Origin of the sequence: Psychrobacter sp. GW64-MNA-CIBAN-0177, assembly GCF_040309585.1 — a bacterium.
Classification (GTDB): Bacteria; Pseudomonadota; Gammaproteobacteria; order Pseudomonadales; family Moraxellaceae; genus Psychrobacter; species Psychrobacter okhotskensis.
The window spans coordinates 39,826-65,903 of the sequence record NZ_JBEOOY010000018.1 but is presented as its reverse complement, the minus strand read 5'-3'; the positions used below and the strand labels follow the sequence as shown (position 1 = coordinate 65,903).

Here is a 26,078-nt window from a genome sequence, read left to right as displayed (position 1 = left end):
AATTCATTCGATAGTCATCTAAATGGGCTAAAAATGGCTAAATCTTGCCAAACATCGTCAAATAGCTGGTTAATATCCCGATATTATCTATGCTGTTTTTCTTGTTTGACAGCAATTTATCTCATTTTTATCGCCATTTTTGAAATGAAAACACGGCCTAGAAAGCCCCATCATACATTTGTATGATGGGGCTTTTATTTAGCTATGATTTCTCCATTTTACTTCGAAATATCACGCTTGTGAGCTTAGTTAGTAGCGTTCTTATCAAATATCTGTTTCAAGCTAGTTGGCTCTTTGCGTTTAGCCATAGTTTGCTCATGGCGTGCCTTGGAGGATGCTTGATAAGCGCGTAAACGAGAATGTTGTATCTTACCAATAGGACGATTCTCTTCTAAACAGCGGAAAGTGGTAAAGCTTAAATCCTCTATCGCGTCGAGATTGCCATCGTCTGGGACGTCTTGACAAGGTATGGTCAAAGTCGCTACGGTAACGAATGGCGCATCAGACTCTTTCCATTCTTGTGTTAGCTGATCAATAGGCTGCTTTTTAAGGTTGCGGCATAATTGAATTTGTACATCGAACTGATAGTCGTGCTCGCGTATCTCTTCGATAATTGCGGGACGTATCGCTTCATCTTCGGTGAACAGGTGAATATTGGTACGCTTAATTTTTTTCATTGAAGCTTTGGTTGGAGTTACTCTGACTTTTGCCATGTAATCACCGTGACGAAAGGCACCTTGTGAAAAATAATCGTACAACCAAGCGTTCTTAGGAGGGGTGGTTGCTAGCTTTCTAAAGGCGTTGAGTGATCGCAAGCCTTCAAGATCAGGGAATTCTTTACCGTATTTAGTCAACCAATGAAAAATGAACTTACCTTTACCCAGTAGACCCTCGCCTAAGTAACCGTTTAAACCGAAATTTAGCTTTGATAAATAAGCGTAATTTTTAAGACTATTGGTAAAAAAAATTGGACTATTTACTAAAGCGTAGTCAAAAGTGGTGCTATCTTCCTCTCCTGGGGCTAATTTTTCACCTGGCACATCGAATATTTTTATCGCCAATCCTTGCCCCAGTCCCAATCGTCTATCTGCACTTACTGCCGCTGCTGCATTGGAAAATCGAATAACCGCATCGTGAATACCAGCTTTAGCGTACAGGCCTTGAGCATATTCCTTAGGAATGTCATCTAATATCTCAAATTTAGCTTTTAGACCACAATAGCTCTTGGCATGAACGGCACGAACATGATGATCGATATCGTTTAAATCTTTGCTTTTTTTGACATATAGACGAATATCATTAGTAATAGTATCAATAATTTTATTATCTTCGTCACTTAACGTAATATATTTCGAGTCATATTTGACATAATTAGGTTTAAATAGTTTTTTTAGCATATTCAGCTACCTATGTATTAGTAGATTAAAATGTGAATTTGTGACTATTTTACAAAAGTTTAGAGTCATTACTTTAAGATAAGTATTGAGAATATGTAACAGTAGATTAATTACTAAATGTTTTGAAAACATAGTGAAGCATTCAGGTTATCGACTCTGTATGGTAAAAACCATTAATGACTAAGCCGATTACCCATTGGGCATTGGGCATTGGACATTTTTATGGTCAGAGATAAGTGCTATATCATTAAAAGCTTACTTACTAGTTTGGTTTAAATTGTTAGACTGGCTAAAATTAACGACATTTATTAAATACAAGCAGAGAAAATATGGCAGTCGATTTAACCAATACTTTAATAGTGGCTATATCAGCGACAGCATTGTTTGATTTAACGGAGTCTGAGAACCACCTTTTACAGCTACTACAGCAGCGCCCTGACGAGGCAGTAAAGGAGTTTCGCGATTATATGGCCGCTCGTGAGAACGAGCCCTTGGATATTGGCGCGGGTTATCCGCTGATTAAAGCCCTACTAAATTTGAATCATTATTGTGAAGACGATACTGTACAGCTCCCTGATATTGAAGCGCCTTTGGTCGAAGTGGTGATTGTCTCAAAGAGCAGTCCAGATACGGGCATTCAAGTACTTAATGCCATTCGAGAACATGGACTCAATATTTCTCGATCGGCATTTATATCGGGCAGTCCTGTCTCGCCTTATATCAAAGACTTCAATGTTGATTTATTTTTGACCACCAATCGTGAGGATGCGCAGCAAGTTGCTGATGCCAATATTTGTGCCTGTGCGATACTCGATGCGACGCCTGTCAATACTTATAAATTGGATACCAAACAGCTGCGTATCGCTTTTGATGGTGATGCTGTGCTTTTTGATGATTCAGGCGAGCTATTATATAAGCAAAAAGGATTGCGTGCTTTTCATGATCGTGAAGCCCAAATGCGTGACTTACCGATTGAAAAAGGACCTTATGCCGAGCTATTGATTAAGCTATCAAACTTACAGGAACGTTTGCCTGCTGGTCTGCAATATTCACCGATTAAGATTGCGTTGGTGACGGCTCGCAACGCCCCCGCGGATCTGCGGGCTATCAAGACGCTACGAGAGTGGGGCGTCAATGTGGATATGGCGTTTTTCTTGGGTGGGCTTGAAAAAACAGCGGTATTAAAGACCTTTGCACCGCATATTTTCTTTGATGATTCGGTCAAACATATTGATGCCGCGCGCAGTTTTGTTCCTACCGCCTTAGTGCCTTATCATTCGGCCTCGTTACTGCATGCCAATAGTTATTTAACAGCGGACAAAGATGCTTCATTATTATCATTTAAACCGATACAGCAACCACTGTTTTCAGTCAACCATTAAGGTCTTTAATAAAATGAAATGAATAGGATAAAAGATTATATGAAGTGGCGGCAATTACTCACGTTGATATTAGTACGAATCAAGCAAGTTATTGGCTTATATGCTTTTGTTTTAGTGCCAATGTGGGGGATGTTTTTTCTTAACAAGTTTGCGCTGTTCGGGCTGTGGAATATCTTTGGTATCGTACCGCGAGCCCTTGATGTCGGCAGCATGATAGGGATTTTTGCTTCATGGACGATGCATGGTAATTTTTCACATTTGCTTGGCAATACTTTGACATTATTACAAATTCTGTTTTTATTTGGGCTGTTTGAAAACAACGCGTATCGTACAGTGGTTAAGCTTATTATAGCCTCTGGATTGGTAACGTGGATCATTGGCTCGCCGCTATCGATTCATATCGGGGCATCAGGACTATGTTTTGCGATGCTTGGTTATATGATAGGTGGCGCTGTCTTCGCAAGGCGTTGGGGCTATCTATTGGCCTGCATTGTCATGGGCACGGGCTACTGGTTGACTATCAAACAAGGATTAATGCCGCAGCAAGGTATCTCCTTTGCGGCACATTTCGGTGGTCTATGCGCTGGTTTATTGCTCGGGGCAAACTCAAAACATCAGTATACTGCCACTGTTCAGCGTTATTAATTGCTCAATATTATTCATTGATAGACACTACTAACTGCGAGGCGTTTTACGGATTATCTAGTGGTTTTGTAAACTTATCTTTATCTGAATATTTGGCCATTTTTAGCCCATTTACATTCAGATTGAGGACAGTCTCTAGCTTTTATTGTTACAAATACTGATGAATAGGGGATCATCTGTTGCTAAGGGCTGCCATTTGGTTGAGCTATTAACGTGCTCATCAACCGTCAAAGTACTGTCTTTCGCTGGCATAATATAATCGGCACGGGCTGGTGTGCTGCAGTCAATTACCTGTGCAACTTGCTTGACACTCATGCGTCTTTCAAACAGATATAGATTGGTTAGATAGATATCTGGATTGTCTATTTGCGGCCGCGCGTGACCACTATCGGCTGCCATAAAGCGTATTGTCTGTGGTTTTACATACGACCATGGTCGAAACCACACACTCTCTTCAATCTTTTTGACCACGGTCATCCCTTCTGGTAATTGAGCGACTTGCTGATCATACCAGTTATATTCTTGATGTACCTGAAACCCAAAAATACCAAGAGCAGCAAAGGCTGGAATCAGCCATTTTGGTGCTTTTTTGCCCGCCAATTTGCTGAGGTGAGTTATAACAAGTGCCAACCCAGCCAAACCAAATCCGGCAGCCATGGTGGCGATAAACTCATAAAGCATAAGACTTTTCCTTAATACATGGCGCGTATAGGCCAATCATAAAATAGTAAATTTTTATCATGTCGTTCTTATAAAGCGGCTTTTTATAGATTAACTGTCACTAAACGACTGTTATCAAATAATTTCTATTACGCTATATAGATAAAAAAACACTCACAAGCAGCGGCTGCCTGTGAGTGATATGCATAAAGGATACCATACTACATACCAGAGCTTAGTGGTCCACTGCGCCGCCAGCTCCGCGTGGAGAACGAACGCTTTCAACCAATTCTTGGATATGTAATGGTGGTGCTTTAGTCGCGTAAGATACAATGAACGCAACGATAAAGTTGAGCAAGGCACCAATCGCACCAAATGATAATGGCGAGATACCAAACAACCAGTATTCTTCCGTATCAGGGAAGTTAGCCGTACCACTGATGAAGAACCAGCCTTTGAAAACAAAGATATAAACCAAGATACTAATCAGACCTGTCAACATACCGGCGATAGCGCCAAGGTTGTTAATACGCTTAGAGAAAATACCCATCATCAATGCTGGGAACAGTGAAGCACCTGCAATACCAAAGGCTAAGGCAACCACCTGTGCCGCGAATCCTGGTGGGTTAATACCCAGCCAAGTAGCCACGACAATCGCGACACCCATTGTGATACGGGCGACACGTAGCTCACCCTTATCAGTGATGTTTGGATTAAGGTTTCTCTTAATCAAGTCATGACTGATGGCTGATGAGATGGCAAGTAGTAGACCAGCGGCTGTTGATAGTGCTGCTGCCAAACCACCTGCAGCGATAAGACCGATAACCCATGGTGGCAGTTGAGCGATTTCTGGGTTAGCCAATACTAAGATATCGGCGTTGACGTCTAGCTCGTTACCTGCCCAACCTGCATTGGCAAAGCGGCCATCGACTTCTAGATCATGTGCTGTGCGAGCTTCTGCTACAGCAGCAGTGGCAGCTGCAACATCTCCGCCTTCTGCTTCAGCCGTGTTGAGTGCTAGCTGAGCCGCACCCAATCCACTGTCGTTATATAACTGAATACGACCATCGTTATTTAGGTCGTTATATTTAATAAGACCAGTATCTTCCCATGTTCTCATCCAATCTGGACGCTGCTCATAAGTAAGCGCAGGCTCTTCCACACCTTGTGGATAGATCGTATCGATCAAGTTGAGACGCGCCATTGCACCCACTGCAGGGGCGGTAAAGTATAGTAATGAGATAAATACAAGGGTCCAACCCGCTGTCCAACGTGCGTCAGCGACTTTAGGAACCGTGAAAAAGCGAATGATAACGTGGGGCAGACCCGCAGTACCAATCATAAGCGATAAGGTAAACAGCACCATATTTAGCTTGTTAGGAACGTCAGCCGTATAAGCTGCAAAGCCTAAATCAGTGACTACTTGATCGAGTTTGGTTAATAAAGGAATACCTGCTTCAGTATGGTTAGAGAATAAACCAAGACCGGGAATTGGATTGCCTGTTAACTCAAGTGAGATAAAGACCGCAGGAATGGTATAAGCAATCATAAGAACGACATACTGCGCAACCTGCGTATAAGTGATCCCCTTCATGCCACCAAGTACAGCGTAGAAGAAGACAACGACCGCAGCAATCAGTAGGCCAGTGGTGTTTTCAACTTCTAAGAAGCGTGAGAAAGCAACGCCAGCACCAGTCATCTGACCGATAACATAAGTAGTCGAGGCGATAATCAAACAAACCACGGCAATCATAGCCGCTGTCTTAGAATAAAAACGGTCGCCGATAAAGTCAGGAACCGTAAATTTACCGAACTTACGTAAGTATGGCGCTAGGAGCATCGCTAGCAGTACATAGCCACCTGTCCAACCCATTAAATACGTCGAGGCACCATAACCACCAGCGGCAAGGATACCGGCCATCGAGATGAATGACGCCGCACTCATCCAGTCAGCAGCCGTTGCCATACCGTTTACGACTGGATGCACACCACCACCAGCCACATAGAATTCGCTGGTCGTACCAGCACGCGCCCAAATCGCAATACCGAAGTAGAGAGCGAAGGACAGACCCACAAAAATAATATTAATTGTAAATTGACTCATAGTGCTATTCCTCGTCTACGCCATATTGTTTATCTAACTTGTTCATACGCCACGCGTAAAAAAAGATCAAGATGATGAAGACTGCAATAGAACCTTGCTGAGCAAACCAAAAGCCTAGATCAGTACCGCCGATTCTAATGCCTGCTAACAGAGGACGTAAAAGAATAGCAAAACCATAAGAAACTAGTGCCCAAATGACTAGGCTACCTAGGATGAGACGGACATTGGCACGCCAATAACCGGATGGATCGTTGTGGTTTTCCATAGGACAACTCCTTTTGTCTTGCATAAAAGCGGAATTATTGGTTTAAGCGTGATAAGCCGTTATGGTCTAGCAAGTATCACTAAAAGCGATACGACGTTTATAGCAATGACCAGCATTGCCTGACAAACGATCAAAGCAGAACGGAAACGACCAATCAGCGTCATTAACTAAAATCACCAACAAAATAAGCGAGTTTTGGACTATTTTTCGACTGAAAACATCATAAAAAATAGCTATTCACTGCGCATTACCCTAAAAAAGTGGGTAATACCTAAAATATGATGGATTGCTTAAAATTTAATTATTTAAAATAAATAGCAGTATTAATTAAATATGACAGGCAGGAAGAACGATATATTTCGAGGAAGGTAGGTGGGGCATAACAATCCATCGTTCTTGAAGCTCTTGTCTTCCTGACAAGCATCTTAAGGTTTGTAGAACGCTAATTACTCATGCCAATAAGTAAATATTAACTTTATCGGAATGTCTATACCATTCAAGGTATCAGTAATAAAAAATTGATAACAAAATTTTAATTGCTAAGGGCATGATCAATCAATGCCACAAAACATTTATTTTGACAGGATACATGTACGTTACAAACGTTACTGAAGTATTACTAAAACTGTCTAAATTGTGCTGTAAATTTGTTACTTTATACATTCTATATGATATGAGCGGTAAGTAACATTTATTTTAAAAATAAATTTACTAAGTTGATAACCAAATGTGATGATTGTAGAGCATTTAATCTCTATAGAATGCCCGTAGCGTTTTGATAGCAAGTATTGAATACCAATAAATCAAGATTTTTACTGATTAAACCCTGTTATCAGTATCTAAAAAAGTAGGTTATACAAAGCGTAAATGAGGAGCTCGTATGAACGAAGGCATAGCAAATTGGTTCAATAGTATCGTCAATTATGGCGTTAGTATTATCTGGGGTAACAATGATTGGTTGATCGCGAGTAACCCTTGGTATGGATTGCTCATGTTCGTACTGATTGGCGCAGGTATTTATTTTACCATCGTCACCCGCTTTATCCAATTTCGCCACTTTGGTCACATGTGGCAGCTATTACGCGTCTCAAACCAAGGGCGTAAAGATGGCGGCATCAGCTCGTTTGAGGCTTTGATGACCTCACTCGCGGCGCGTGTTGGTACGGGTAACTTGGCGGGGGTTGCCATTGCTATTTATCTCGGTGGTCCGGGTGCTGTTTTTTGGATGTGGATGACCGCGATAGTCGGTATGTCGACCAGCTTTATTGAGTCGACTTTAGCGCAAGCATATAAGGTGCCGCACAATGATAACGTTTACCGCGGTGGACCTGCTTACTATATCGAGAAAGGTTTAGGAAAGCGCTGGCTGGCGATATTTTTCTCGCTTTGCCTACTCGTCGCATTTGGTCTGGCATTTAATGGCGTGCAATCCAATACGATTGCGCAAGCGACCAATGAAGCGTTTGGCATTCCAACGTGGATGACAGGTTTGGTGCTGGTCGTATTGGTAGCGCCAGTGGTATTTGGTGGTTTGCGCTCGGTAGCCCGCATCGCGGGCAAAATCGTACCAGTGATGGCTATTTTATATATTTTATTAGCGCTATTCATTATCGTGACCAATTTCAGTCAGTTCCCAGCAGCGATTGCTTTGATTGTAAAGTCAGCCTTTGGCTTTGAGCAAGCAGCGGGCGGGGTCATCGGTTACGGTATCGCTCAGGCGATGATCAACGGTATCAAACGCGGTTTGTTTTCTAACGAAGCCGGTATGGGCTCCGCACCCAATGCGGCGGCAACGGCCAAAAGTCATCCCGATCATCCAGCAGTGCAAGGATTTATGCAGATGCTCGGGGTCTTTATGGATACCTTGGTTATTTGTACCGCTACTGCCTCTATTATTATCTTGTCTGGAGTGGTTGACCCCAACGTCGAACAAGAAGGTATCCAGCTTACTCAGTTGGCACTATCGCAATATGTTGGCGATATGGGGGTAATATTCGTCGCGATTGCTATTTTCTTTTTCTCATTTACGTCTATCATTGCTAACTATAGTTATGGCGAGTCTAATCTTGAATTTATCTCTGGTGCCAAAAATGCCAAAGTGATGATTATGATTTTCCGCTTTATGGTTTTAGGTATGGTGTTCGTCGGCGCGATTGCTAGTTTGCCAGCAATATGGAACTTTGCTGATTTGTCGATGGGTCTTATGGCCTTGACCAACTTAGTCGCTATTTTAATCCTATCGCCAGTGGCCTTAAGAATATTGCGTGACTATGAGCGACAAGTAAAAGAGGGCAAAACTGGCGATCAAATTAAATTTAATCCTGATGACTTTGTGAAGCTAAAAGACGAAGCCAATCGTGATGCCTGGACGGATTAAGCTGACAGATTGGTTGTGATTATTAAATAAAGTGTATAAGTACAAAAAAACCGCCCTTATGATTAAGAGCGGTTTTTTATTGATTTCTTTATCTCAAATATGATTTACATATTTGGATAGTTAGGACCGCCGCCACCTTCTGGCGTCACCCAAGTAATGTTCTGCGAAGGATCTTTGATATCACAGGTCTTACAATGCACACAGTTTTGCGCATTGATAACGAACTTAGCGCCTTCTGCATCTTTGACCACTTCGTAAACACCCGCTGGGCAGTACAAACGTGCTGGCTCAGCATATAAAGGTAAGTTAATTGAAATAGGCACCGTTTGATCGGTAAGTTTTAAGTGCGTTGGTTGATCTTCAGCATGGTTGGTATTAGAGATAAATACCGACGATAACTTATCAAAGATCAGTTTACCATCAGGCTTGAGGTAAGTAGGCTGATAAGCGTGGTTGGCACGCTCTAGCTGATCGTAATCTGGCAGGTTATCGTGTAAGGTAAATGGCATTTTACCTTTCAATAAGTTGTGCTCGATAAAGGTGAAAGTACCACCCATGAATAGACCCATACGGTGTATTGCAGGCGAGAAGTTGCGCGACTCGTAATTATCTTGGTACAACCACGACTCTTTATACATAGTCGTATAAGCAATCACTTCGTCATGCTGACGATCAGCTTGTACCGCTTCGAAAATCGCTTCGGCGGCGAGCATGCCTGACTTCATTGACGTGTGCGTACCTTTGATTTTAGCTGGGTTTAAGAATCCAGCGTCATCACCGACCAATACACCTCCAGGGAAGGTGAATTTTGGTAAGGAGTTGAGACCGCCCTTAGTCAAAGCACGAGCGCCGTAAGAGATACGCTTGCCGCCTTCGAGTACATTCTTAATGACAGGGTGCGTCTTTAGGCGCTGCATCTCGTCAAATGGCGACATGTACGGGTTATGATAGGACAAATCAGCGACAAGACCAAAGCTTACTTGGTTGTTTTCATCGAAGTATAACCACCAACCACCAGTAGAGCCCGTTTCGGTCAATGGCCAGCCAAGTCCGTGCATGACCACGCCTTGCTCGTGCTTCTCTGGCACAACTTCCCACAATTCTTTTAGACCAATACCATAATGCTGAGGATCTGAGTCTTTATCAAGATCAAAACGGCTGATTAAGCGTTTGCCTAGATGACCACGGCTGCCTTCGGCAAAAATAGTATATTTGGCAAGCAGCTCATAACCCGGCTCAAAGCTTGGCTTGGCTTCGCCATTGGCCGCCACACCCATATCACCAGTCAGGATACCGCGTACCGAACCATCGTCATTATATAAGATGTCATCAGCTGGGAAGCCTGGGAACATCATGACTTCTAACTCTTCGGCTTGTACGGCCAACCAACGAACCACATTTCCCAATGAGACAATATAGTTGCCGTCATTGTGCATCGGTGCTGGGATTAAAGGATCTGGTACTTTGGTAGAGCGTGTGGCTGAATTTAAGTAGTAGAAGCGATCTTCGGTCGCTGGCACGTTTAGCGGTGCGCCTTTTTCTTTCCAGTCTGGTATCAGCTCATTTAAAGCACGCGGCTCGATAACAGCGCCAGATAAAGTATGAGCACCGAATTCAGAGCCTTTTTCAACCACACAAACCATAAATTCATCATTGCCAGCTTTGATAGCGAGCTGACGCAGACGAATCGCAGCAGATAGACCCGCAGGTCCGCCGCCGACGATGATGACGTCGAATTCCATTGATTCGCGCTCAATCTCAGGCTCTGCCGCGACAGGTTCTACTACTGGTTCAGGCGTTTTTTCGACCGCTACTTTCTCAGCAGGCTCTTTATCCACGGCGACAGGTTCGACTGCTGCTTCTGTCGCAGTTTCAATGGTCTCAGTTTCAATGGTCTCAGCTTTTTTGAGGTCTGCGGTTTCGACAGCAATCTCTTCAGCTGGCGCTTCTTTGGTCAGCGTCGTTGACTCTGGCTTTGTGGTGTCTAGCTTGGCCGTATCTGTCGCGACTGGTGCATCAGTGTGAACGCTATCACCGTCGACGACTGGCTTTTGATTGTCTTGCTCTTGCATACCTACTCCTAAACTTTTAGTGGCTTATCTCAGGGCATCATTAGCTTAACAATTGCATAATAAGGCTTGCGGCGCTAATTTCACTCAGACATATGGCTGCTCGACAGAAACTGTCTTTGCGGCATCAATTGACAACGTTGCTGTTAAACCTAGTGAATAAAAAGCGATCAACATATCCGCTAATAAAATGTGTCACTAAGACAACGCGCACTTGACTGTTTCAATAAAAAATCGTTACTCATTATAAAAGAAAAGTCCTACAAACACGATACGCATTTATGAGTATCGGTGTTAAGGTAAGATTTGGGTAGTAAAGGTATAATGACGATATGGTCCCATCATACCCGAAACTAAAATTTATAGTAATAGTAGATTTTCCAAACTTTAATTACTAGGTAAAGGATTAGATGATGAGCGATAATAATATTAAGACGGATAATAATTCGCAAAACAGTGCTAACAGACCGCAGGACGTGGCATCCAACCCAAATGCTATAGAAGCACTGAATCAATATTTAAAGTCTGCTGCAGGGACACGTGAAGGTCGGTCGATACCGCCACTGGAAAAGTGGCATCCTGAACAAGTCGCCGATATGGATTTGGTCATCAAAGCCAACGGTGAGTGGTGGCATGAGGGCGGGCAAATGACCAGAGAGTCATTGGTGAGCTTATTTGCCACTATCTTATGGAAAGAAGAAAATAATGGGGTAGTAGAGTACTTTTTAAAGACGCCTGTACAAAAACTTCGCATCCAAGTGGAAGATGCACCGTTACTTATCAATGATGTTGGTATCGTTAAAGAAGCTAATCATAGCTGGCTAGAGTTTACCACGACGACTGGCGATGTGGTACGTTTAGACGATGAGCATCCGATTACTTTGCAGACTTATACAGCTGATGACTCTGCTGATAATCAAGCTGACACGCAAGTAAAACCTTATATGCCAGTCAGAAATGGCTTGACTGCGTTGATCGCTCGTAATGCCTTTTATCATCTAACTGAAATCGGCGAATTAACAGAGCGAGCAGGTGAGATAATACTGACCTTGCAAAGTGGTGGCCAGTCTTATGAGCTGTCGATGCCAGCTGGCTAATTAGCATCAAGCCTCAATAAAAACTGTCTATCCATACGATAGACTGTTTTTTATTTATCATAAAAATACCGTTTTAAACGCGCTATTGAGAAGCTAAGTTTCAAGGGTTGCGTCTAAAAGATTGCGTCTAAAGAATTATGTTTAAAAATTAACATTTGAAAACTGCTATTGAAATGAAGGTATCGATATGAAAACAGCGGTAGCGTACCGATGAATATTGCTGCAGCCAACCTGTTAAACGTAGTTGAGACACCGTCGACTGCCGTTGAAAAGCAGGATTTTAAACAAGCGGTTATTCATAGCGCTGAAAATACCACTTCGGTTAGCCAAACTATGGCTAATAAAGAGCGCAATGCGCCGATTGGCTTATTTGATTCTGGGGTTGGTGGTCTGTCTGTGTATCTGCATTTAGCCCAGCAACTCCCTGCCGAGCGTTATGTTTATTATGCAGATACCTTGCATGTACCGTATGGCAATCGTGATAGCAAAGACATCGAAGCATTGACCTTGACAGCCGTAGAGTGGCTGTATCAGCAGGGCTGCAAGCTCATTGTGATTGCTTGCAACAGTGCATCTGCTTATGCTTTAGAGACAGCTAGACGTTGTTATCCGCAGTTGCCTATTGTCGGCTTGGTACCAGCGCTCAAGCCCGCCGTGTTAGCAAGTAAAAGCAATCATGTCGCGGTATTGGCCACCAAAGCAACTTTGAACGGTACGCTACTTAATGAAGTCATCACGGCTATTGCTAGTCCTAACCGTACCCTAGTGACCAAGTATTTTGATCCAGAGCTGGTGCCTTGGGTCGAGGCAGGCATGCCAGAAGAGTGTGAGACCGCACAACGGCTACGCCAGCAGCTACAGATATTTGCACAAAACGGAGTCGATCAATTGGTGCTGGGCTGTACTCATTATCCATTTTTTAAAGCATTCTTATTGGATGAGATTGCACAGCAACAGCTATCGATACAAGTGGTGGACTCAGGACAGGCAATTGCTGAACGGGTCAAGCAACTATTAGTGGCAAACCAAATTTCTGCTTTGCTTAATGATGGTGCTCAGGATGATCATAAAGAGAGTAGGGATGTGGGCATAATTAACCGACCACCGTTGACTTTTTATGCAACCAAATATGATGAAAAATTGGCTATACTGATACAGCGTTTGCTTGGCAAAGAGACACACCTACAGTACTATGCTTAGTAAGCTCCATCATTGATAGGTAATGGCAAGCCCTTTTATATCCACAATTTTGCATTTATATCAGTTACTATCCCTCTAATGAGAAAATAAACTGAGCGTATCTGCCTAGGATTATGCTAGGCTAGTCTGTGCAAGACAAGATATTTGTGCTTTTATTCCACCCATACTTATTTGTGTCATTATCCAAGCGCAGAGGTTATTTTGCCAAACCGTCGTTATCATATTCATGTCATTTGCGCTGACAACGATCAGTTGTTGGTTTTGAACAGTGTGGCGATTTTTTTTCAGGCGCGGGCATTTTTAACCTACGATGTCTCTAGTAAGTTACCGAAAGCTTCATTATACGGTCGCCAATGTATCGATGCCTGTGATTATGCGCTAATGATCATTGGCGATAGCTATGGCACCATGCAAAACACTGGTGTCAGTCAAATGCATCTGAGCTATCTGAATGCCAAAGCCAAGCTCAAGCCTTTACTCATCTTGGTCAAAAACCATCCTCAGGGTGCAGATGTCAGTCGGCAGTTGCAAGAGTTTATTAATACGGTTACTCAGCAAGCTAAGCATTTGCATCATTATGATGAGGATACGGATATTGAGAAACTGCTCATTCAAGCCTACCCTAACATGGTGATTCAACATAGCGTAAAAGACGTGTGGGTAAGGGTTAGTGAAGAATCAGTCCGGCTAAGCAAACAAGCCGCCTTGTCTGAATCCATAATCTCCCCATCCCCTACGAGCACGCTGCTAAAACAAAATAACCGTGTCGTCCACCAAGGTACTGCCACGGATAGTGTCAGTAAACCTATCGTCTTAACAGACACTTTCGTGATTCAATATAGTGCGCAAGCCTATGCTGGCGGCAACTTGACAGATGTCACCAGATCGATGACCTTAACGTGGCAAGAGATATTGAGCACCTTGATGAAAATACCGGCGACATTCTCAAGCTACGGTTTACAAAGTGCCATTAATCGTCTCATTGCCTCCAAGGCTGAGCACGATATTAAGCAAGAGATGCCCAACGTCCACGCCGTAGCACGCTGCCAAATTGCCCAAAATGACTTAAACCATTTGCAACGCCAGCTGGTCGCAGCGAACTGGATACAGTTAACGACTTATGGTACGCGAGTCTCACAAGAATTGTGGAAATTGACTTTCTATGCCCAAAACCTACTAAAAAATAAACAATCAACCGTTCAGACTTAGTAATGGTAATCAGAAACCCTAATCAATGGCACGGTAAGGATTGTCAACGGATTTCCTGTGCTTGCTACTACGTTTTGTAATACAAAGCATACGCGGCAACGGTTGTGAATTTAGCCAAGACTCGTGATAATAAAGGTCAATAGCGTAAAATGGTTTTACGATATTGGTTAGTAGAATAATAGTTATTAAAATAATAATTGAGATAAAAACGATTCAAATGGTGTACTAGCCTATATAAACTTATCTACCGTAAAAACGACAAACATAAAAGCGTATAATAATATTGACTGATTAAGGAGCACTATCATGAGTAATGATAAACATGACGAGTTAAGAAAAGAGATTGATGGCCTAGAGAAAACCATGCATGATGCCGAACAATATCACACGCTAGAAGAGCAAGTGGCGGATATGAAGCGCCGTGGCATCGACCCTAGTAAAGCCTATAAAGATTGGGACAAAAAACAGGAAGACGAAGATTGGGGCGACGACACCTGGAAAGAAAATGGTAAATGGGAGCCGAAGACGCCTGCGGATTTGGATGATAAAGCCCGTGAAAATTGGGATGGTAATAATGGCAAACCCAATCCACCACCGATCGTATAAATGATCTCAATAGGTAATCGATTGATCAAAAAAAGCCACGCTAATCATATTAGCGTGGCTTTTTTTAATCTAAAACAATTAGGTTTATCACAAACTTAGCGCATGCCCTCATTTTAAAAATAGTAATAAAAATGAGGACATGCTGTAGTGCTATGAACCTTCGTCAACACGCACGAGCTTCACGCTACCATCGGCACTTGTCACGCGGCGATAACGCGTATTGCCAGAACTTGATGGTTGGACTGACGACTGAGGGGAGTAAGTGATGGGACTGCTCGTTTGTTGTTGAATCAACTGTCCCATGCGATCAGCAGAGGCAGGCTGTAAAGGCTGACTGTTCGCTGGTTGCCCATATTGGTTGCCATATTGTGTGCTGCTTGGAGCTATGTTTCCTGCATTTCCAATGACTGCGCGGTAGAACTTCTGTCCTGCGCGTCCATCAGCGGGGAAGATGCCCTTACTGGTTTGGTACTGCTGAATCGCAGTGCGAGTATTGTCTCCAATAATGCCGTCGACTTCACCAATATCATAACCAGCGTTCAACAGCGCTTGTTGAATGTCTTTGGCTTGCTGGCGACTGATACCCGGATCATCGGTAGGCCAAGCAGTGACGAAGTCAGTTTTGCTGCTGTCTTCTTTGGTAATTAGGTCTGACAAATGCGCGATGGCTAAGGCGTAGTTCTCTGACGCGTTGTACGAATAAAACGTATCGAAGTTTTTACCCACTAAGAAAGCAGGGCCTTCAGCGCCTGCAGGTAATAGTAATCCTGCACTATTCAAGTCGTAAGGCAGTGGACTGCCATTAGCGAGCGTTAGCCCTTGATCGCGCCAGTGGCTGATAGACTTTTTGTTCTTTCGGTCAGAGGCGGCCCAATAACCACTGGGCAACTTGACTTCGTAACCCCACGGCTCGCCAGTACGATAACCACGATTGTCCAAGAAGTTAGCGGTAGAGGCTAGCGCATCAGGGACGCTATTGACCAAGTCGCGACGACCATCGCCATCAAAATCAACGGCCAATTCTAAAAAGGTGCTCGGCATAAACTGCGTTTGCCCAAAAGCACCTGCCCATGAGCCAGTCATATCACTTGGCGCAATATCGCCATTTTGAACGATTTTTAGCGCATTGGCATATTCACCTTGAAAGTAGCTCTGACGACGGTCAAAACAAGACAGCGTCGCTAGGGATTCAAACAACGGCTTTTTGCCCAATGTCTGACCGAAGTTTGACTCAACACCCCAGACGCCTAGTACGTGCTCGGCTTTGACCCCATAGCGTGATTCGATTTTACGTAGCGTATCACTCCATTGACGCTTGGCGCGGATACCATCTTCGACACGCTCTTTATCGACTAGCGATGAGAGATAATCCCAAACGTCTTTTTGAAACTCTGGTTGATAGTTCAACGATTGAATGACGCTAGGATCAGGCTGGCTTGGGCGATAGTTGTTAAAGGTATAACCATCAACTCCGCTAAATTTGCTAGAGTTTTTTAATCCATCTAAACATTGTTGCAGCTCGGCATTAGATAAGTCTGGGGCTGGAGGTTTGGCCGCTTGGGCAGTGCTAGCAAAACTCAAACCAACAGCAAGGCTAAGTAGCGATAAAGTAGAAACTGGAGTCAAACGCATGAAAATGTCCTATAAACGTCAAAGTGGTCATTAAAAGAGGATGCAGAACTGGTTAAGGCAGTATGGACTTAGAGTAACCAATCTAAATAGTAAAGAAAAGGTATCGAAGCACTCAGTTACTATAAATGGACGCTGGCGTGAGGTTAGGAGAGGGTTTTGGATGGAAAAGTCTAGTGTCAAAATGCCTAGCATCTTAGTAGATCCTTATTTTCACTAAAACCCAACTACTTCTCCAAAACCTTATCCAACTCATTAATAAAGTTATGAATGCGCTCTGCATTTTTGCCCAAATCGCTACCGCCAACCCGTGACTTACTGCGAATATCGAGCAGACGCTCACTGCCGTTATCCGTCACACGTACGACAACGTCGTCTTTAAAGCCGAACCACATCGTACTATCTGTCGCTTCGACAATGCCTTTATCCACATCACTATTTACCAAATCCCAGCCTAAATTATTGATGGCTTGTTCGGTCGCCTTGACCAATTCAGACTTTGATTGCGTATAGGTTAAGGTTTGCAGATCCGGATAGGCGTCACGTTGTTGTTTTGCAGCTTCCGCACCTGCGTACTCAACGGGATTTGGCGCGTCAGCGCGTAGTGGGGCAATGGCCACAAACTTAGGTGGATTAATCAAGTCGGTCGATATATCGTGAATAGGCGGTACACTTTTGCCTTTATTCATCATACTTAGCGGCATAGCTATGGCAATAGCAGACAGTAGCAGCGCTATTACCGTGCTACCAAGTGTCACTGTTTTGCGTTTAAATATCATTTGTAAAACGAGTAAGATAAGGGCAGCGATGCCAGCAAACACGCCGAATTTAAATCCCGTAAAGGCGGTACCCAAATCGACGATGCCATATTTATAAAGCGGACCGGGTAACGCCACCAGCAAAAAGGCGATTAAGCTGACGAGACTAACTAGAGCTTTCATTAGGTTTCTCCGTTATGATTTAATCGTCGCTTAATCACTATTGAATCATTGCGATAATTAAGCTTATATTTAATTCAACAGCCAAACATGCTCAGTGACTTTTAGCTCAGGTGCGGAGCCAATAGTAGCAGGTTCATTTATCAGCTCGTTAATTTGATAGTGCTCGCCATAGTATTGCTGTATCTGTTCGCTACTAATCGAGAAGGGTGGTCCATTCTTTTTACTTTGGTCATAATTCAATGTGAGTAACAGTTGCGGCGCTATTTTATTACTCACATTAACACCAAGTTTGTGTACGTGCTCGCTATATTTCATACGCATATTGGCTGGCAGGGCAATCAATGCCGCTTTATCATATACTGCATCGACAAAGCCAATATCCTCAGCTGTTAGCGCAAAAATATCAGCGACCCATAACGTTATTGTTCGTCCTGTTAGCTGACCTTGATAATATTTGATCGCTGGATTACGCACATGCTGATGTACAGTAGGTATGATATTTTGTTCAGCAAAGAATTCTTGTACGGCTGTCTCAACCAGTTCAACGCCAACCACGTCATAGCCTTGCGCTGCTAGCCATGCCATATCTATTGACTTACCACATAAAGGCACAAATACTCGACCACCAGTGGGCACGTTTAAATGGCTAAAGTATTTCGTTAATAACGGATTAACTTCAGACTGATTAAAACCAATGCGTTTCTCTTGCCAGCGCGCTTGCCAAAATTCAGGGTTCATAAGTTCGCCTTTATTCATTGAAGTTTATATTATTAGTTATTTTTATAATAGCTTTTTGGTTAATAATACTAAGGGTATTAAAAAGCCAAACGCCTATGGAATAAGCGTTTGGGTATGATTAAAAGTCGCTCTAAGAACTATGCTTTTTCAGCAGTTTCTTATTTAACGTTTTGTTTAGCTCACCATGTACTTACTGAACTCTTTACGCAATTTGGCAAGCTTTGGCGGTATGGCGAAGTTGCAATAAGCCTGTCCCGGATTTCTATTGAAGAAGTCTTGATGGGTCTCTTCTGCTTGATAAAATTCAACGGCAGGGTGTACTTCTGTGACGACGTTGAGACCCATGTCGCGTAGTTTGTTGATTGTGCGATCGACGGTTGGTTTTTGATCTTCGTCTGTGTAAAACACCACGCTGCGATATTGGCTACCAACATCATTGCCTTGACGATCCATCGTGGTGGGATCGTGAGTGGCAAAGAAAACATCGAGTATGACTTCTAACGGGACGATAGACTCATCAAACTTAACCTTGATGACTTCAACGTGTCCGGTGTCGCCGCCGCAGACGGCTTCATAGTTAGCAGAGACAGCATCGCCGCCCATATAGCCTGAAACTACAGACTGTACGCCTTTGACGGATAAAAATACAGATTCGGTGCACCAGAAACAGCCACCGCCTAATATAATGGTTTGCATAATTTTTCCTATTATTATAGATGTTGTTATAGAGATAGGCTAAGGTCTTTATTTGGATGCAATGATGTCATTTTTCAATGACTTGTTACTTTGAAGAGTTTATTACCCTTAGCGCGACCTAATCAGCTTAGCAGGGCAGTTGGCTGCGATAAGTAACAAACAGTAATGTTATAATGGGCTTTTGCTACGTTAGTCCGCTCTGGGCTAACGCTATCAGTTGAATAGCATCGATTAAATAGTATCGATCAGAACCACTGAGCATTTCCCAATCAAAGTTTCAATGTCGAAAACCAAAAACCAAAAACCAAAAACCAAAAACCAAAAACCAAAAACGAGTCGCACCATGAACCAAGCCAAGCCTGCTATCAAACATGACACCTTATTCACAACGCCACTCGATAAAGCGGCGCGCTTTTCCTTTGATGAGCAAGTGGTGGCTTGTTTCCCTGATATGATTCGTCGCAGTGTGCCTGGTTATGGTCAGGTATTAGCCATGCTACCCATATTTGCCCGTCGTCATTGTAAATATCGCCAGCAGGATGATAATGGTCAGCGTGTCAGTCGCATTTATGATTTGGGCTGCTCACTTGGTGCCGCAAGTATGGCACTCGCTGGCGAGTTTGAGCCACAAGACCTACAAATTAAAGCGATTGATATCTCACCGGCGATGACGACTGAAGCGACCACCTTACTGAGTGATAATTATCCTGAGCACGATATAGAAGTCATCACTGCTGACATTCGCGACGTCAAGCTTGAGCCATGCGATATGGTAATTCTGAATTTAACGCTACAGTTTTTACCAGCCGCCGATAGAGTAGCAGTGCTAGAGAAGATTTATGCCGCATTAAGTGAAGGTGGCATACTAGTACTAACTGAGAAAACCCATGCGTTTGATGAGCAGTATGATGCATGGTTGGTTGAGCGTTATTACGACTTTAAGCGCGCCAATGGCTATACGGAGATGGAAATCAGCGGCAAACGCAATGCACTAGAAAATGTGCTTATTACCGATACCTTAGATGAGCATCATGCACGGTTGAGTGATGTTGGTTTTAAGCGTCATCTGACATGGTTTCAGTTTTTGAATTTCGTTTCTGTGGTGGCGTTTAAATAGAATTTATTTTGGGGGCAAACAAGGCACTAATATGATTCCATCTATAGCTGAACAACATATTCATCAAGTGTTAACAAAAAAAATGAGCATACAATCGTTTGAACAATGGTTGTATGAAGACAACGTATTAGAGTCTAGCAACCCTGATTTGTATCTTGAGCTGATTTCCTTTGATTATAGTTCTGAAGATAGTTTTAAGGATTACTATGATAGTTTTGCAAGATACGTCCATTTTTACAAGTTTGAAGCAGACCGAATAACAGAATATCTAAACTCAATTATCAATAGAGATGAAGGTTGTGGTGATGCGATTCATGAAATGTATCATTTGTATCACGATAATTACAAGTTTCTTGAAAGGCTAGGGATGGCATACGGAGTTCGCTTAACAGATTACGATACTTCGATACCAAATGATGAATTAAACGATATTTTAGATGACTTTTATCCCGATATTATTAGCAACGCTAAAAATGTATTAGGTTGGCTAGAAGAAGGCAAAATTGTTTTTAAAGGTCAGGGTGACAGTTACGACGCTTTTGAGTACGACGACCTTCGTAGTGAAGCGGAGATTCTACAAGGAAATGCGTAGCGTATACTTAATTTAATGGCACAAGTAAATACTCGCGTTATGAGCTATTAGAAAATTCTATTTAAAGAAATTTCAGGTGCGCTGGGCACACCCTACGAAGTATATGCTTTTGCCGAGGGACGAGGCGCGAATAAAGTTTTAAAGAGCGACGACCTATGCCTCGCATATTTGCCCACTTTTAAAGCACTCCAATCTCGAGGCTTATCTTTTTTTCTTTACTTTGACTTTTTTCATTATTATCCATTTAAATAACAATCAATACGGTAATCTGCTTTTATGCTTAACGACACTATCATCCACGCCGAACGCGAACTGTATTTAACCTTATTAGAGCTGGCACAGCAGCAGCCGAGCGCCTATGAGTGGCTGTCAAAATTACCCACGTGGTTAAATGATATCAAGGATAAAGCCAACTATGCGCATGCGCCGGCTTATCAAGCGTCGGTAGCACGTTTGCCAACATTAGCCGTTGATAATGTGGATTTGGACAGTGACATATTGACGCTGAATGCGCCGTTGAGTGACTCTGAGCGCAAACAAACCATGGCGCTACTAAAGCAATTGATGCCATGGCGCAAAGGGCCTTTTCAGATTGGTGGTCAAGTCGATAGTGGTCAGAATGAAGATCAACAAGCCGCGCCAATTTTTATAGATACCGAGTGGCACAGTGATTGGAAGTGGCAGCGGGTCGCACCGCATTTAGGAAATTTAAAAGGTCGGCGTGTTTTAGATGTCGGTGGCGGCTCCGGTTATCACGGTTGGCGTATGGCAGGGGCTGGCGCGGATACAGTAATTATCATTGATCCGTCTTGCCTGTTTTATCATCAGTTTATGGCGATTCGTCATTTTGTGGGTAACGCTGATGCTCATACTCATGTTCATGGTACAGGTCGTTATCGTACCCATTATATTCCCGTACCATTAGAAGCATTGCCAGAGCACAGTCAGCTGTTTGATACCGTGTTTAGTATGGGCGTGCTGTATCATCGTCAGTCACCCTTTGAGCACCTGCAACAACTCAAAGGACAGTTGGTAAAAGGTGGTGAGTTGGTGCTTGAGACTTTGGTCATTGAAGGCGATGCCAATACGGTACTGGTGCCGCATGATCGCTATGCGCAAATGAATAACGTGTATTTTTTGCCGTCAGTCGCCGCATTAATTGGCTGGCTAGAAAAGGCTGGATTCTCAGACGTGCGCTGCGTAGATGTAGCCGTAACCTCGATTGAGGAACAACGTAAAACGGAATGGATGACCTATCATTCGTTAGCCGATTTTTTAGACCCCAATGATTCTAGCAAAACCCTCGAAGGCTATCCTGCACCGATGCGCGCGACCTTGATTGCCAAAAAGTAGCGCGTACTTACCTACCATAAGGAAAATGGGCAGTGAAAAAATTAACGATTTTACTCAGTGCTATGATGGGTTTGCTGCCATTGACGTCCATATCTGCTCATGCTGCCTATGGTACGCCATTTGAAGGGTGGGGCTTTGTACAGGATGATTGGCAACTGGTCTGTGATAATACCTTGACTTGCCGAGCAGCGGGTTATGCGGATGAGAGTATGTTGGATACGCCTGCCTCGATTTTGTTGACAGCCTTACCGCAAAAGTCGATACCAGATGTACAGGTGGCTTTTGAATACCAAGAAGACAAGGTGGATAGTAGCGACAATGAATTGAGGGCAACAGAGCTTTGGCTAAACAATAAAAATTATGGTGCCATTGAGAAGGGTGAGCTTAATACTAAGCAAACTCAGCAGCTTCTAAGTCATTCGCGTCAAAATACTAAGATAGAGATAAGAGCGGGTGATGATCGTTGGATAATCAGCGATAAAGGCATGAGTGCCGTGCTGCTCAAGCTTGACGAGGTGCAAGGGCGAGTGGGCACATCGATAGCACTAGTGAGCAAAAACAATCCCAATCGGCAAACGCCTAAAGCAGCCAAAGCAAAACCTGTGATTAAAAAAGCATATTCATATTCGGATGATGATAAACAGCAGCTCGACCCTGCAAAGCTAGTGTATTTTCAAAAAAATATAAATAAGTGGATTGATATTGATGCTAAGGAGCTTATCGGCTCTGAAGACGATATGGGAGACTGTGAGCTGGTCAATCCAAAGACCGAAGCGTACCAACGAATGCAAGAATATGGCGCTGATAGGCTAGACTGGGAATTTACACCCGTAGATGCTACCCATACATTAGCCAGTCATATTTGTTGGCAGGGCGCATACAACGAAGGCTATGGTTATTGGCTGATTGACAAGGCAAAACCCCGTCGTTCGCAGCTAATTACTACCATGGGCAATGATTATTCTAATGGCGAGATTTGGGCAACACACAAAGACCGCGGGGTTGGCGATTGCTGGAATCGGGCGATATGGGTTTGGGATGGAAAAGACTTTGTTCAAGCAGAAGATTCCAGCACAGGAATGTGCCGGGGTTTCGCCGGTGGCGCGTGGGATCTGCCGACTTACGTGAGTGACGTTATCCCGCAGTCAGATAAGTGAATGATTTGCTTTAATACACTCACATAAACAACATGAATAATGACTTTGGCAGCGACGGCTCTTTATTGGTGACTTTGTCTATTAGCGACAGGGTCAGTCATATTATCATTGACGAATAGCGCTATCCGTTTTTCTTATGGTTTATAAATAAGAGATCTGTTTAAATGAACCATTTGTTAAACGCCACTTCTATTAGCACCTTGAGTATAAATCCTATAAAGCCCGCACCAAGCGCTAAAAACATCCAAAAAGTACCGGCGCGACCGGCTTCAGAGCGTTTTGATAAGTCCCAAATGATAAAGAATAAAAACGCAATAAATATGGGTAATAGTACGTACAGCCCCCAACTGGTGACGGTACTGGCAGCAATAGCAAACATGGCTTAATCCTATAGAGTAGTAACATGCCATCTATTTAACGCTATTATCTTATAGTCAATTCACTATAAATTGGATAGGGTGTTAGCCTTGCTTGGTCTACTATTGGTAGTACTTTCGCTCAGCTTCCTTATATCCAAATTATAGTGAACCAACTTTATCGCTTTTTAAAAATCACCCTAAAAAAGCGCATCACTCCTCAAATAATGAGCAGCAATAAAATAATAAATGAAAATTAAATAGAGGGGCAAAATACAAAGCGTCATTATAACGCGGAAGTAAGCAGGTATAAACTGCTGCTATCAGTGAGACAACAGTAACGCTACAATTGCATTTTTTATTAAGGCGTGTTCTCAATCTGAACCAGAAATGCTAAATAACTGCCAATTAATCTCAAATATGAGTACCAACCTTCATAACCGTAAGATTTTGGTGCTAATTTTGGCGCAAATAGTGCAATGAAGCGCAAAGATTGTTATATTTACAGGTTACTTATCTTTTTATATTAATTTGTCACCTGCCATGTCAGTCGCTATTATAATAAGCCGTTACCGACTGCGCGCATTCGCCCCATTTTTTGTACCATTTTTTATTTATCTGAGTTTATAGTCCTATGTCACAAGCCCAAATTGATACGCTAGCATCCTTATTTAATGATGCGGTTCAAACCTTACAAGCCGATGGCGCGTTGCCAGCTGATTGGCAAAATAACAGTCAAATCACCCGTACAAAAGATTTAAGCCACGGTGATTTTGCCAGTAATATCGCGCTGACGGCTGCCAAAGCGGCTAAGAGCAATCCACGCCAGCTTGCCGAAAAAATCGTCAATGCGCTGCCTGACAACCAAGACATTCGCCAAATAGAAATCGCGGGTCCAGGCTTTATCAATGTCTTTTTAAATGCCGACGCTAAGTTTTCGGTGTTAGACGATATTTTTAAACAACAGGATCGCTTTGGTTTGAGCGACCAGTTCGAAGGGCAAAAGGTACAGGTTGAGTTCGTATCCGCCAATCCAACCTCTAGTTTACATGTCGGTCATGGACGCGGTGCTGCGTTTGGCATGAGCGTGGCAAACTTGCTCGAAGCCATTGGTTATGACGTCACTCGTGAGTATTATGTCAACGATGCCGGTCGGCAGATGGACATCTTAGCGACCAGTACGTATCTGCGTTATCTAGAAGCCAACGGTGAACAAATAACTTTTCCCGTGAATGGCTATCAAGGCGACTATGTCAGTGATATTGCCCAAACACTAAAAGCACAACATGGCACTAGCTACGTGCACAGCTTTATAGACGTTGCTAAAAATGCGCCAGAAGATGCCCAGTTTGAAATCAATGATGATGGTGAAAAAACACTGCTATCAGGCGACAAAGAAGCGCATATTGATGGTCTAATTGCTAATAGCAAAGCATTGCTTGGTGATGGCTATGAGCTGTTTTTAAATGCAGCATTGAGCAGTATTTTGGCTGATATCAAAGATGACTTAAATGACTTTGGTGTGCGTTATGAATGCTGGTTTAGCGAAAGATCCATTGATAGTGAGATTGCGCCGGTTTTACAGATTTTAGAGGATAAAGGCTATCTGTACGAAAAAGACGGCAATATTTGGTTTAAATCGACTGATTTTGGTGATGAAAAAGATCGTGTGGTACGCCGTGCCAATGGACAATCGACTTACTTTGCCTCTGATATCGCTTATCATAAAAATAAGTTCGATCGTGGCTTTGATAAAGTCGTCAACGTTTGGGGCGCGGATCACCATGGTTATGTGCCACGGGTAAAAGCGGCGTTGTTGGCTTTGGGGATTGATGCAGAACGCCTTGATGTGGTGCTGGTTCAATTCGTAGCATTATGGCGCGGCAGTGAAAAAGTGCAAATGTCGTCGCGTTCAGGCAAGTTTGTCACCTTGCGCGAGCTGCGTCATGAAGTCGGTAACGATGCAGCGCGCTTCTATTATGTCGCGCGTAAGCCTGAAGTGCACGTCGACTTCGATTTAGAGCTGGCCAAATCACAAAGCAAAGACAACTTGGTCTATTACATTCAATACGCGCATGCACGGGTTTGCCGCGTATTAGAAAAGCTAGAATCCAGTGGTCTGATTGTAGACGATTTGATTGGTGCCCAGCACCAAAACTTGCTGACAGCGCCTAGTGAAGATGAGCTAATCAAACTCTTAGCGGCCTATCCAGCGACACTGTTACGAGCTGCTACAGGCTATGAGCCGCATGTACTGACCAACTATCTAAAAGATTTGGCAGCACTCTTCCACGGCTGGTACGATAGCAATCGTATTCTGCCAGTGAGCTTGACCTCAGGTGAGACGCCAAGCCAAGAAGAGCTCGATATGATGCAAGCCCGTCTGCGCTTGTCAAAAGCGGTACGTCAAGTAGTGTCCAATGGGCTTAGTTTATTAGGGTTATCTGCACCGTCTAGCATGTAGAACATATACAGACGAGCGATAGCA

Annotated in this window: 22 protein-coding genes; 12 read left to right on the top strand and 10 right to left on the bottom strand. The window is 43.3% G+C overall.

Features of this window, described 5'->3' with window-relative positions; genetic code table 11:
- Positions 1 to 245: 245 nt before the first annotated feature.
- Complete coding sequence (locus tag AAEY79_RS11080; protein ID WP_025651611.1) at positions 246 to 1,397, bottom strand: catalase family protein; 1,152 nt, start codon at positions 1,395 to 1,397, stop codon at positions 246 to 248.
- A 329-nt stretch (positions 1,398 to 1,726) separates the two neighbouring features.
- Here AAEY79_RS11080 and AAEY79_RS11075 point away from each other — a divergent pair, with 329 nt between their 5' ends.
- Positions 1,727 to 2,779 carry a 5'-nucleotidase gene (locus tag AAEY79_RS11075; protein ID WP_350588477.1) on the top strand — a complete coding sequence of 351 codons (1,053 nt, stop codon included), beginning with the start codon at positions 1,727 to 1,729 and terminating at the stop codon, positions 2,777 to 2,779.
- Positions 2,780 to 2,818: 39 nt separating this feature from the next.
- Positions 2,819 to 3,424 (top strand): rhomboid family intramembrane serine protease, encoded by a 606-nt coding sequence (locus AAEY79_RS11070; protein WP_173239827.1) that lies wholly within the window; start codon positions 2,819 to 2,821, stop codon positions 3,422 to 3,424.
- A gap of 135 nt (positions 3,425 to 3,559) precedes the next feature.
- Here the strand turns inward: AAEY79_RS11070 and AAEY79_RS11065 are convergent, their stop codons facing one another.
- The 3 genes from AAEY79_RS11065 to AAEY79_RS11055 form a co-directional block, all read right to left on the bottom strand.
- A complete protein-coding gene (locus tag AAEY79_RS11065) occupies positions 3,560 to 4,105 on the bottom strand; it encodes a hypothetical protein (RefSeq protein ID WP_350588476.1) in 546 nt (181 codons plus the stop codon).
- A 214-nt stretch (positions 4,106 to 4,319) separates the two neighbouring features.
- Positions 4,320 to 6,188, bottom strand: a complete 1,869-nt coding sequence (locus tag AAEY79_RS11060) for a sodium:solute symporter family protein (RefSeq protein WP_025651607.1) — start codon at positions 6,186 to 6,188, stop codon at positions 4,320 to 4,322.
- A 4-nt stretch (positions 6,189 to 6,192) separates the two neighbouring features.
- Entirely contained in the window at positions 6,193 to 6,453 is a 261-nt protein-coding gene (locus tag AAEY79_RS11055; protein WP_025651606.1) for a DUF4212 domain-containing protein, read from the bottom strand.
- Between the two features lie 880 nt (positions 6,454 to 7,333).
- Between AAEY79_RS11055 and AAEY79_RS11050 the strand changes: the two genes are divergently transcribed.
- A complete protein-coding gene (locus AAEY79_RS11050; protein ID WP_025651604.1) occupies positions 7,334 to 8,830 on the top strand; it encodes a sodium:alanine symporter family protein in 1,497 nt (498 codons plus the stop codon).
- A gap of 104 nt (positions 8,831 to 8,934) precedes the next feature.
- On the opposite strand, the gene AAEY79_RS11045 is transcribed toward AAEY79_RS11050, so the two are convergent.
- On the bottom strand, positions 8,935 to 10,572 hold the full coding sequence (locus AAEY79_RS11045; RefSeq protein WP_037026260.1) for an electron transfer flavoprotein-ubiquinone oxidoreductase: 1,638 nt from the start codon (positions 10,570 to 10,572) through the stop codon (positions 8,935 to 8,937).
- A gap of 740 nt (positions 10,573 to 11,312) precedes the next feature.
- On the opposite strand from AAEY79_RS11045, the gene AAEY79_RS11040 reads away from it, so the two are divergent.
- The 4 genes from AAEY79_RS11040 to AAEY79_RS11025 all read left to right on the top strand — a co-directional run bounded on the left by AAEY79_RS11040 (position 11,313) and on the right by AAEY79_RS11025 (position 15,011).
- Positions 11,313 to 11,996 carry a DUF1285 domain-containing protein gene (locus AAEY79_RS11040; protein ID WP_352288364.1) on the top strand — a complete coding sequence of 228 codons (684 nt, stop codon included), beginning with the start codon at positions 11,313 to 11,315 and terminating at the stop codon, positions 11,994 to 11,996.
- A gap of 210 nt (positions 11,997 to 12,206) precedes the next feature.
- The gene (gene murI / locus AAEY79_RS11035) at positions 12,207 to 13,196 is read left to right on the top strand and encodes a glutamate racemase (RefSeq protein WP_173239825.1); all 990 of its coding nucleotides are present in this window, start codon (positions 12,207 to 12,209) and stop codon (positions 13,194 to 13,196) included.
- A gap of 144 nt (positions 13,197 to 13,340) precedes the next feature.
- Positions 13,341 to 14,405, top strand: coding sequence for a DUF4062 domain-containing protein (locus AAEY79_RS11030; protein WP_025651600.1), 1,065 nt, complete (start codon positions 13,341 to 13,343; stop codon positions 14,403 to 14,405).
- 306 nt (positions 14,406 to 14,711) lie between these two features.
- Positions 14,712 to 15,011, top strand: coding sequence for a hypothetical protein (locus AAEY79_RS11025; RefSeq protein WP_025651599.1), 300 nt, complete (start codon positions 14,712 to 14,714; stop codon positions 15,009 to 15,011).
- A gap of 150 nt (positions 15,012 to 15,161) precedes the next feature.
- Here AAEY79_RS11025 and AAEY79_RS11020 read toward each other — a convergent pair whose 3' ends face one another.
- The 4 genes from AAEY79_RS11020 to msrA all read right to left on the bottom strand — a co-directional run bounded on the left by AAEY79_RS11020 (position 15,162) and on the right by msrA (position 19,015).
- Complete coding sequence (locus AAEY79_RS11020; protein ID WP_352288361.1) at positions 15,162 to 16,643, bottom strand: lytic murein transglycosylase; 1,482 nt, start codon at positions 16,641 to 16,643, stop codon at positions 15,162 to 15,164.
- 224 nt (positions 16,644 to 16,867) lie between these two features.
- Positions 16,868 to 17,581, bottom strand: a complete 714-nt coding sequence (locus tag AAEY79_RS11015; RefSeq protein ID WP_025650889.1) for a DUF1499 domain-containing protein — start codon at positions 17,579 to 17,581, stop codon at positions 16,868 to 16,870.
- A gap of 69 nt (positions 17,582 to 17,650) precedes the next feature.
- Positions 17,651 to 18,319 (bottom strand): thiopurine S-methyltransferase, encoded by a 669-nt coding sequence (gene tmpT / locus AAEY79_RS11010; RefSeq protein ID WP_101211113.1) that lies wholly within the window; start codon positions 18,317 to 18,319, stop codon positions 17,651 to 17,653.
- A gap of 174 nt (positions 18,320 to 18,493) precedes the next feature.
- Entirely contained in the window at positions 18,494 to 19,015 is a 522-nt protein-coding gene (gene msrA, locus AAEY79_RS11005) for a peptide-methionine (S)-S-oxide reductase MsrA (RefSeq protein WP_025650891.1), read from the bottom strand.
- Positions 19,016 to 19,358: 343 nt separating this feature from the next.
- Between msrA and cmoA the strand changes: the two genes are divergently transcribed.
- The 4 genes from cmoA (at position 19,359) to AAEY79_RS10985 (ending at position 23,234) form a co-directional block, all read left to right on the top strand.
- Positions 19,359 to 20,132 carry a carboxy-S-adenosyl-L-methionine synthase CmoA gene (cmoA, locus tag AAEY79_RS11000; RefSeq protein ID WP_352288358.1) on the top strand — a complete coding sequence of 258 codons (774 nt, stop codon included), beginning with the start codon at positions 19,359 to 19,361 and terminating at the stop codon, positions 20,130 to 20,132.
- A 31-nt stretch (positions 20,133 to 20,163) separates the two neighbouring features.
- Positions 20,164 to 20,724: a hypothetical protein gene (locus AAEY79_RS10995; protein WP_201577241.1), complete on the top strand. Its 561-nt coding sequence runs from the start codon at positions 20,164 to 20,166 to the stop codon at positions 20,722 to 20,724.
- 276 nt (positions 20,725 to 21,000) lie between these two features.
- The gene (gene cmoB / locus AAEY79_RS10990) at positions 21,001 to 22,077 is read left to right on the top strand and encodes a tRNA 5-methoxyuridine(34)/uridine 5-oxyacetic acid(34) synthase CmoB (RefSeq protein WP_201582886.1); all 1,077 of its coding nucleotides are present in this window, start codon (positions 21,001 to 21,003) and stop codon (positions 22,075 to 22,077) included.
- Between the two features lie 32 nt (positions 22,078 to 22,109).
- The gene (locus tag AAEY79_RS10985) at positions 22,110 to 23,234 is read left to right on the top strand and encodes a DUF1176 domain-containing protein (protein ID WP_025650896.1); all 1,125 of its coding nucleotides are present in this window, start codon (positions 22,110 to 22,112) and stop codon (positions 23,232 to 23,234) included.
- Between the two features lie 160 nt (positions 23,235 to 23,394).
- On the opposite strand, the gene AAEY79_RS10980 is transcribed toward AAEY79_RS10985, so the two are convergent.
- Positions 23,395 to 23,613, bottom strand: a complete 219-nt coding sequence (locus tag AAEY79_RS10980; RefSeq protein WP_025668532.1) for a DUF2788 domain-containing protein — start codon at positions 23,611 to 23,613, stop codon at positions 23,395 to 23,397.
- A 611-nt stretch (positions 23,614 to 24,224) separates the two neighbouring features.
- On the opposite strand from AAEY79_RS10980, the gene argS reads away from it, so the two are divergent.
- Complete coding sequence (gene argS / locus AAEY79_RS10975) at positions 24,225 to 26,054, top strand: arginine--tRNA ligase (protein WP_352288354.1); 1,830 nt, start codon at positions 24,225 to 24,227, stop codon at positions 26,052 to 26,054.
- The last annotated feature ends 24 nt before the right edge of the window (positions 26,055 to 26,078 follow it).

Bases quoted from the DNA above. Each gene is read 5' to 3' on its own strand.
- AAEY79_RS11080 (WP_025651611.1), bottom strand. From the start codon at position 1,397: ATGCTAAAAAAACTATTTAAACCTAATTATGTCAAATATGACTCGAAA.
- AAEY79_RS11075 (WP_350588477.1), top strand. From the start codon at position 1,727: ATGGCAGTCGATTTAACCAATACTTTAATAGTGGCTATATCAGCGACA.
- AAEY79_RS11070 (WP_173239827.1), top strand. From the start codon at position 2,819: ATGAAGTGGCGGCAATTACTCACGTTGATATTAGTACGAATCAAGCAA.
- AAEY79_RS11065 (WP_350588476.1), bottom strand. From the start codon at position 4,105: ATGCTTTATGAGTTTATCGCCACCATGGCTGCCGGATTTGGTTTGGCT.
- AAEY79_RS11060 (WP_025651607.1), bottom strand. From the start codon at position 6,188: ATGAGTCAATTTACAATTAATATTATTTTTGTGGGTCTGTCCTTCGCT.
- AAEY79_RS11055 (WP_025651606.1), bottom strand. From the start codon at position 6,453: ATGGAAAACCACAACGATCCATCCGGTTATTGGCGTGCCAATGTCCGT.
- AAEY79_RS11050 (WP_025651604.1), top strand. From the start codon at position 7,334: ATGAACGAAGGCATAGCAAATTGGTTCAATAGTATCGTCAATTATGGC.
- AAEY79_RS11045 (WP_037026260.1), bottom strand. From the start codon at position 10,572: ATGGAATTCGACGTCATCATCGTCGGCGGCGGACCTGCGGGTCTATCT.
- AAEY79_RS11040 (WP_352288364.1), top strand. From the start codon at position 11,313: ATGAGCGATAATAATATTAAGACGGATAATAATTCGCAAAACAGTGCT.
- murI (WP_173239825.1), top strand. From the start codon at position 12,207: ATGAATATTGCTGCAGCCAACCTGTTAAACGTAGTTGAGACACCGTCG.
- AAEY79_RS11025 (WP_025651599.1), top strand. From the start codon at position 14,712: ATGAGTAATGATAAACATGACGAGTTAAGAAAAGAGATTGATGGCCTA.
- AAEY79_RS11020 (WP_352288361.1), bottom strand. From the start codon at position 16,643: ATGCGTTTGACTCCAGTTTCTACTTTATCGCTACTTAGCCTTGCTGTT.
- AAEY79_RS11015 (WP_025650889.1), bottom strand. From the start codon at position 17,581: ATGAAAGCTCTAGTTAGTCTCGTCAGCTTAATCGCCTTTTTGCTGGTG.
- tmpT (WP_101211113.1), bottom strand. From the start codon at position 18,319: ATGAACCCTGAATTTTGGCAAGCGCGCTGGCAAGAGAAACGCATTGGT.
- msrA (WP_025650891.1), bottom strand. From the start codon at position 19,015: ATGCAAACCATTATATTAGGCGGTGGCTGTTTCTGGTGCACCGAATCT.
- cmoA (WP_352288358.1), top strand. From the start codon at position 19,359: ATGAACCAAGCCAAGCCTGCTATCAAACATGACACCTTATTCACAACG.
- AAEY79_RS10995 (WP_201577241.1), top strand. From the start codon at position 20,164: ATGATTCCATCTATAGCTGAACAACATATTCATCAAGTGTTAACAAAA.
- cmoB (WP_201582886.1), top strand. From the start codon at position 21,001: ATGCTTAACGACACTATCATCCACGCCGAACGCGAACTGTATTTAACC.
- AAEY79_RS10980 (WP_025668532.1), bottom strand. From the start codon at position 23,613: ATGTTTGCTATTGCTGCCAGTACCGTCACCAGTTGGGGGCTGTACGTA.
- argS (WP_352288354.1), top strand. From the start codon at position 24,225: ATGTCACAAGCCCAAATTGATACGCTAGCATCCTTATTTAATGATGCG.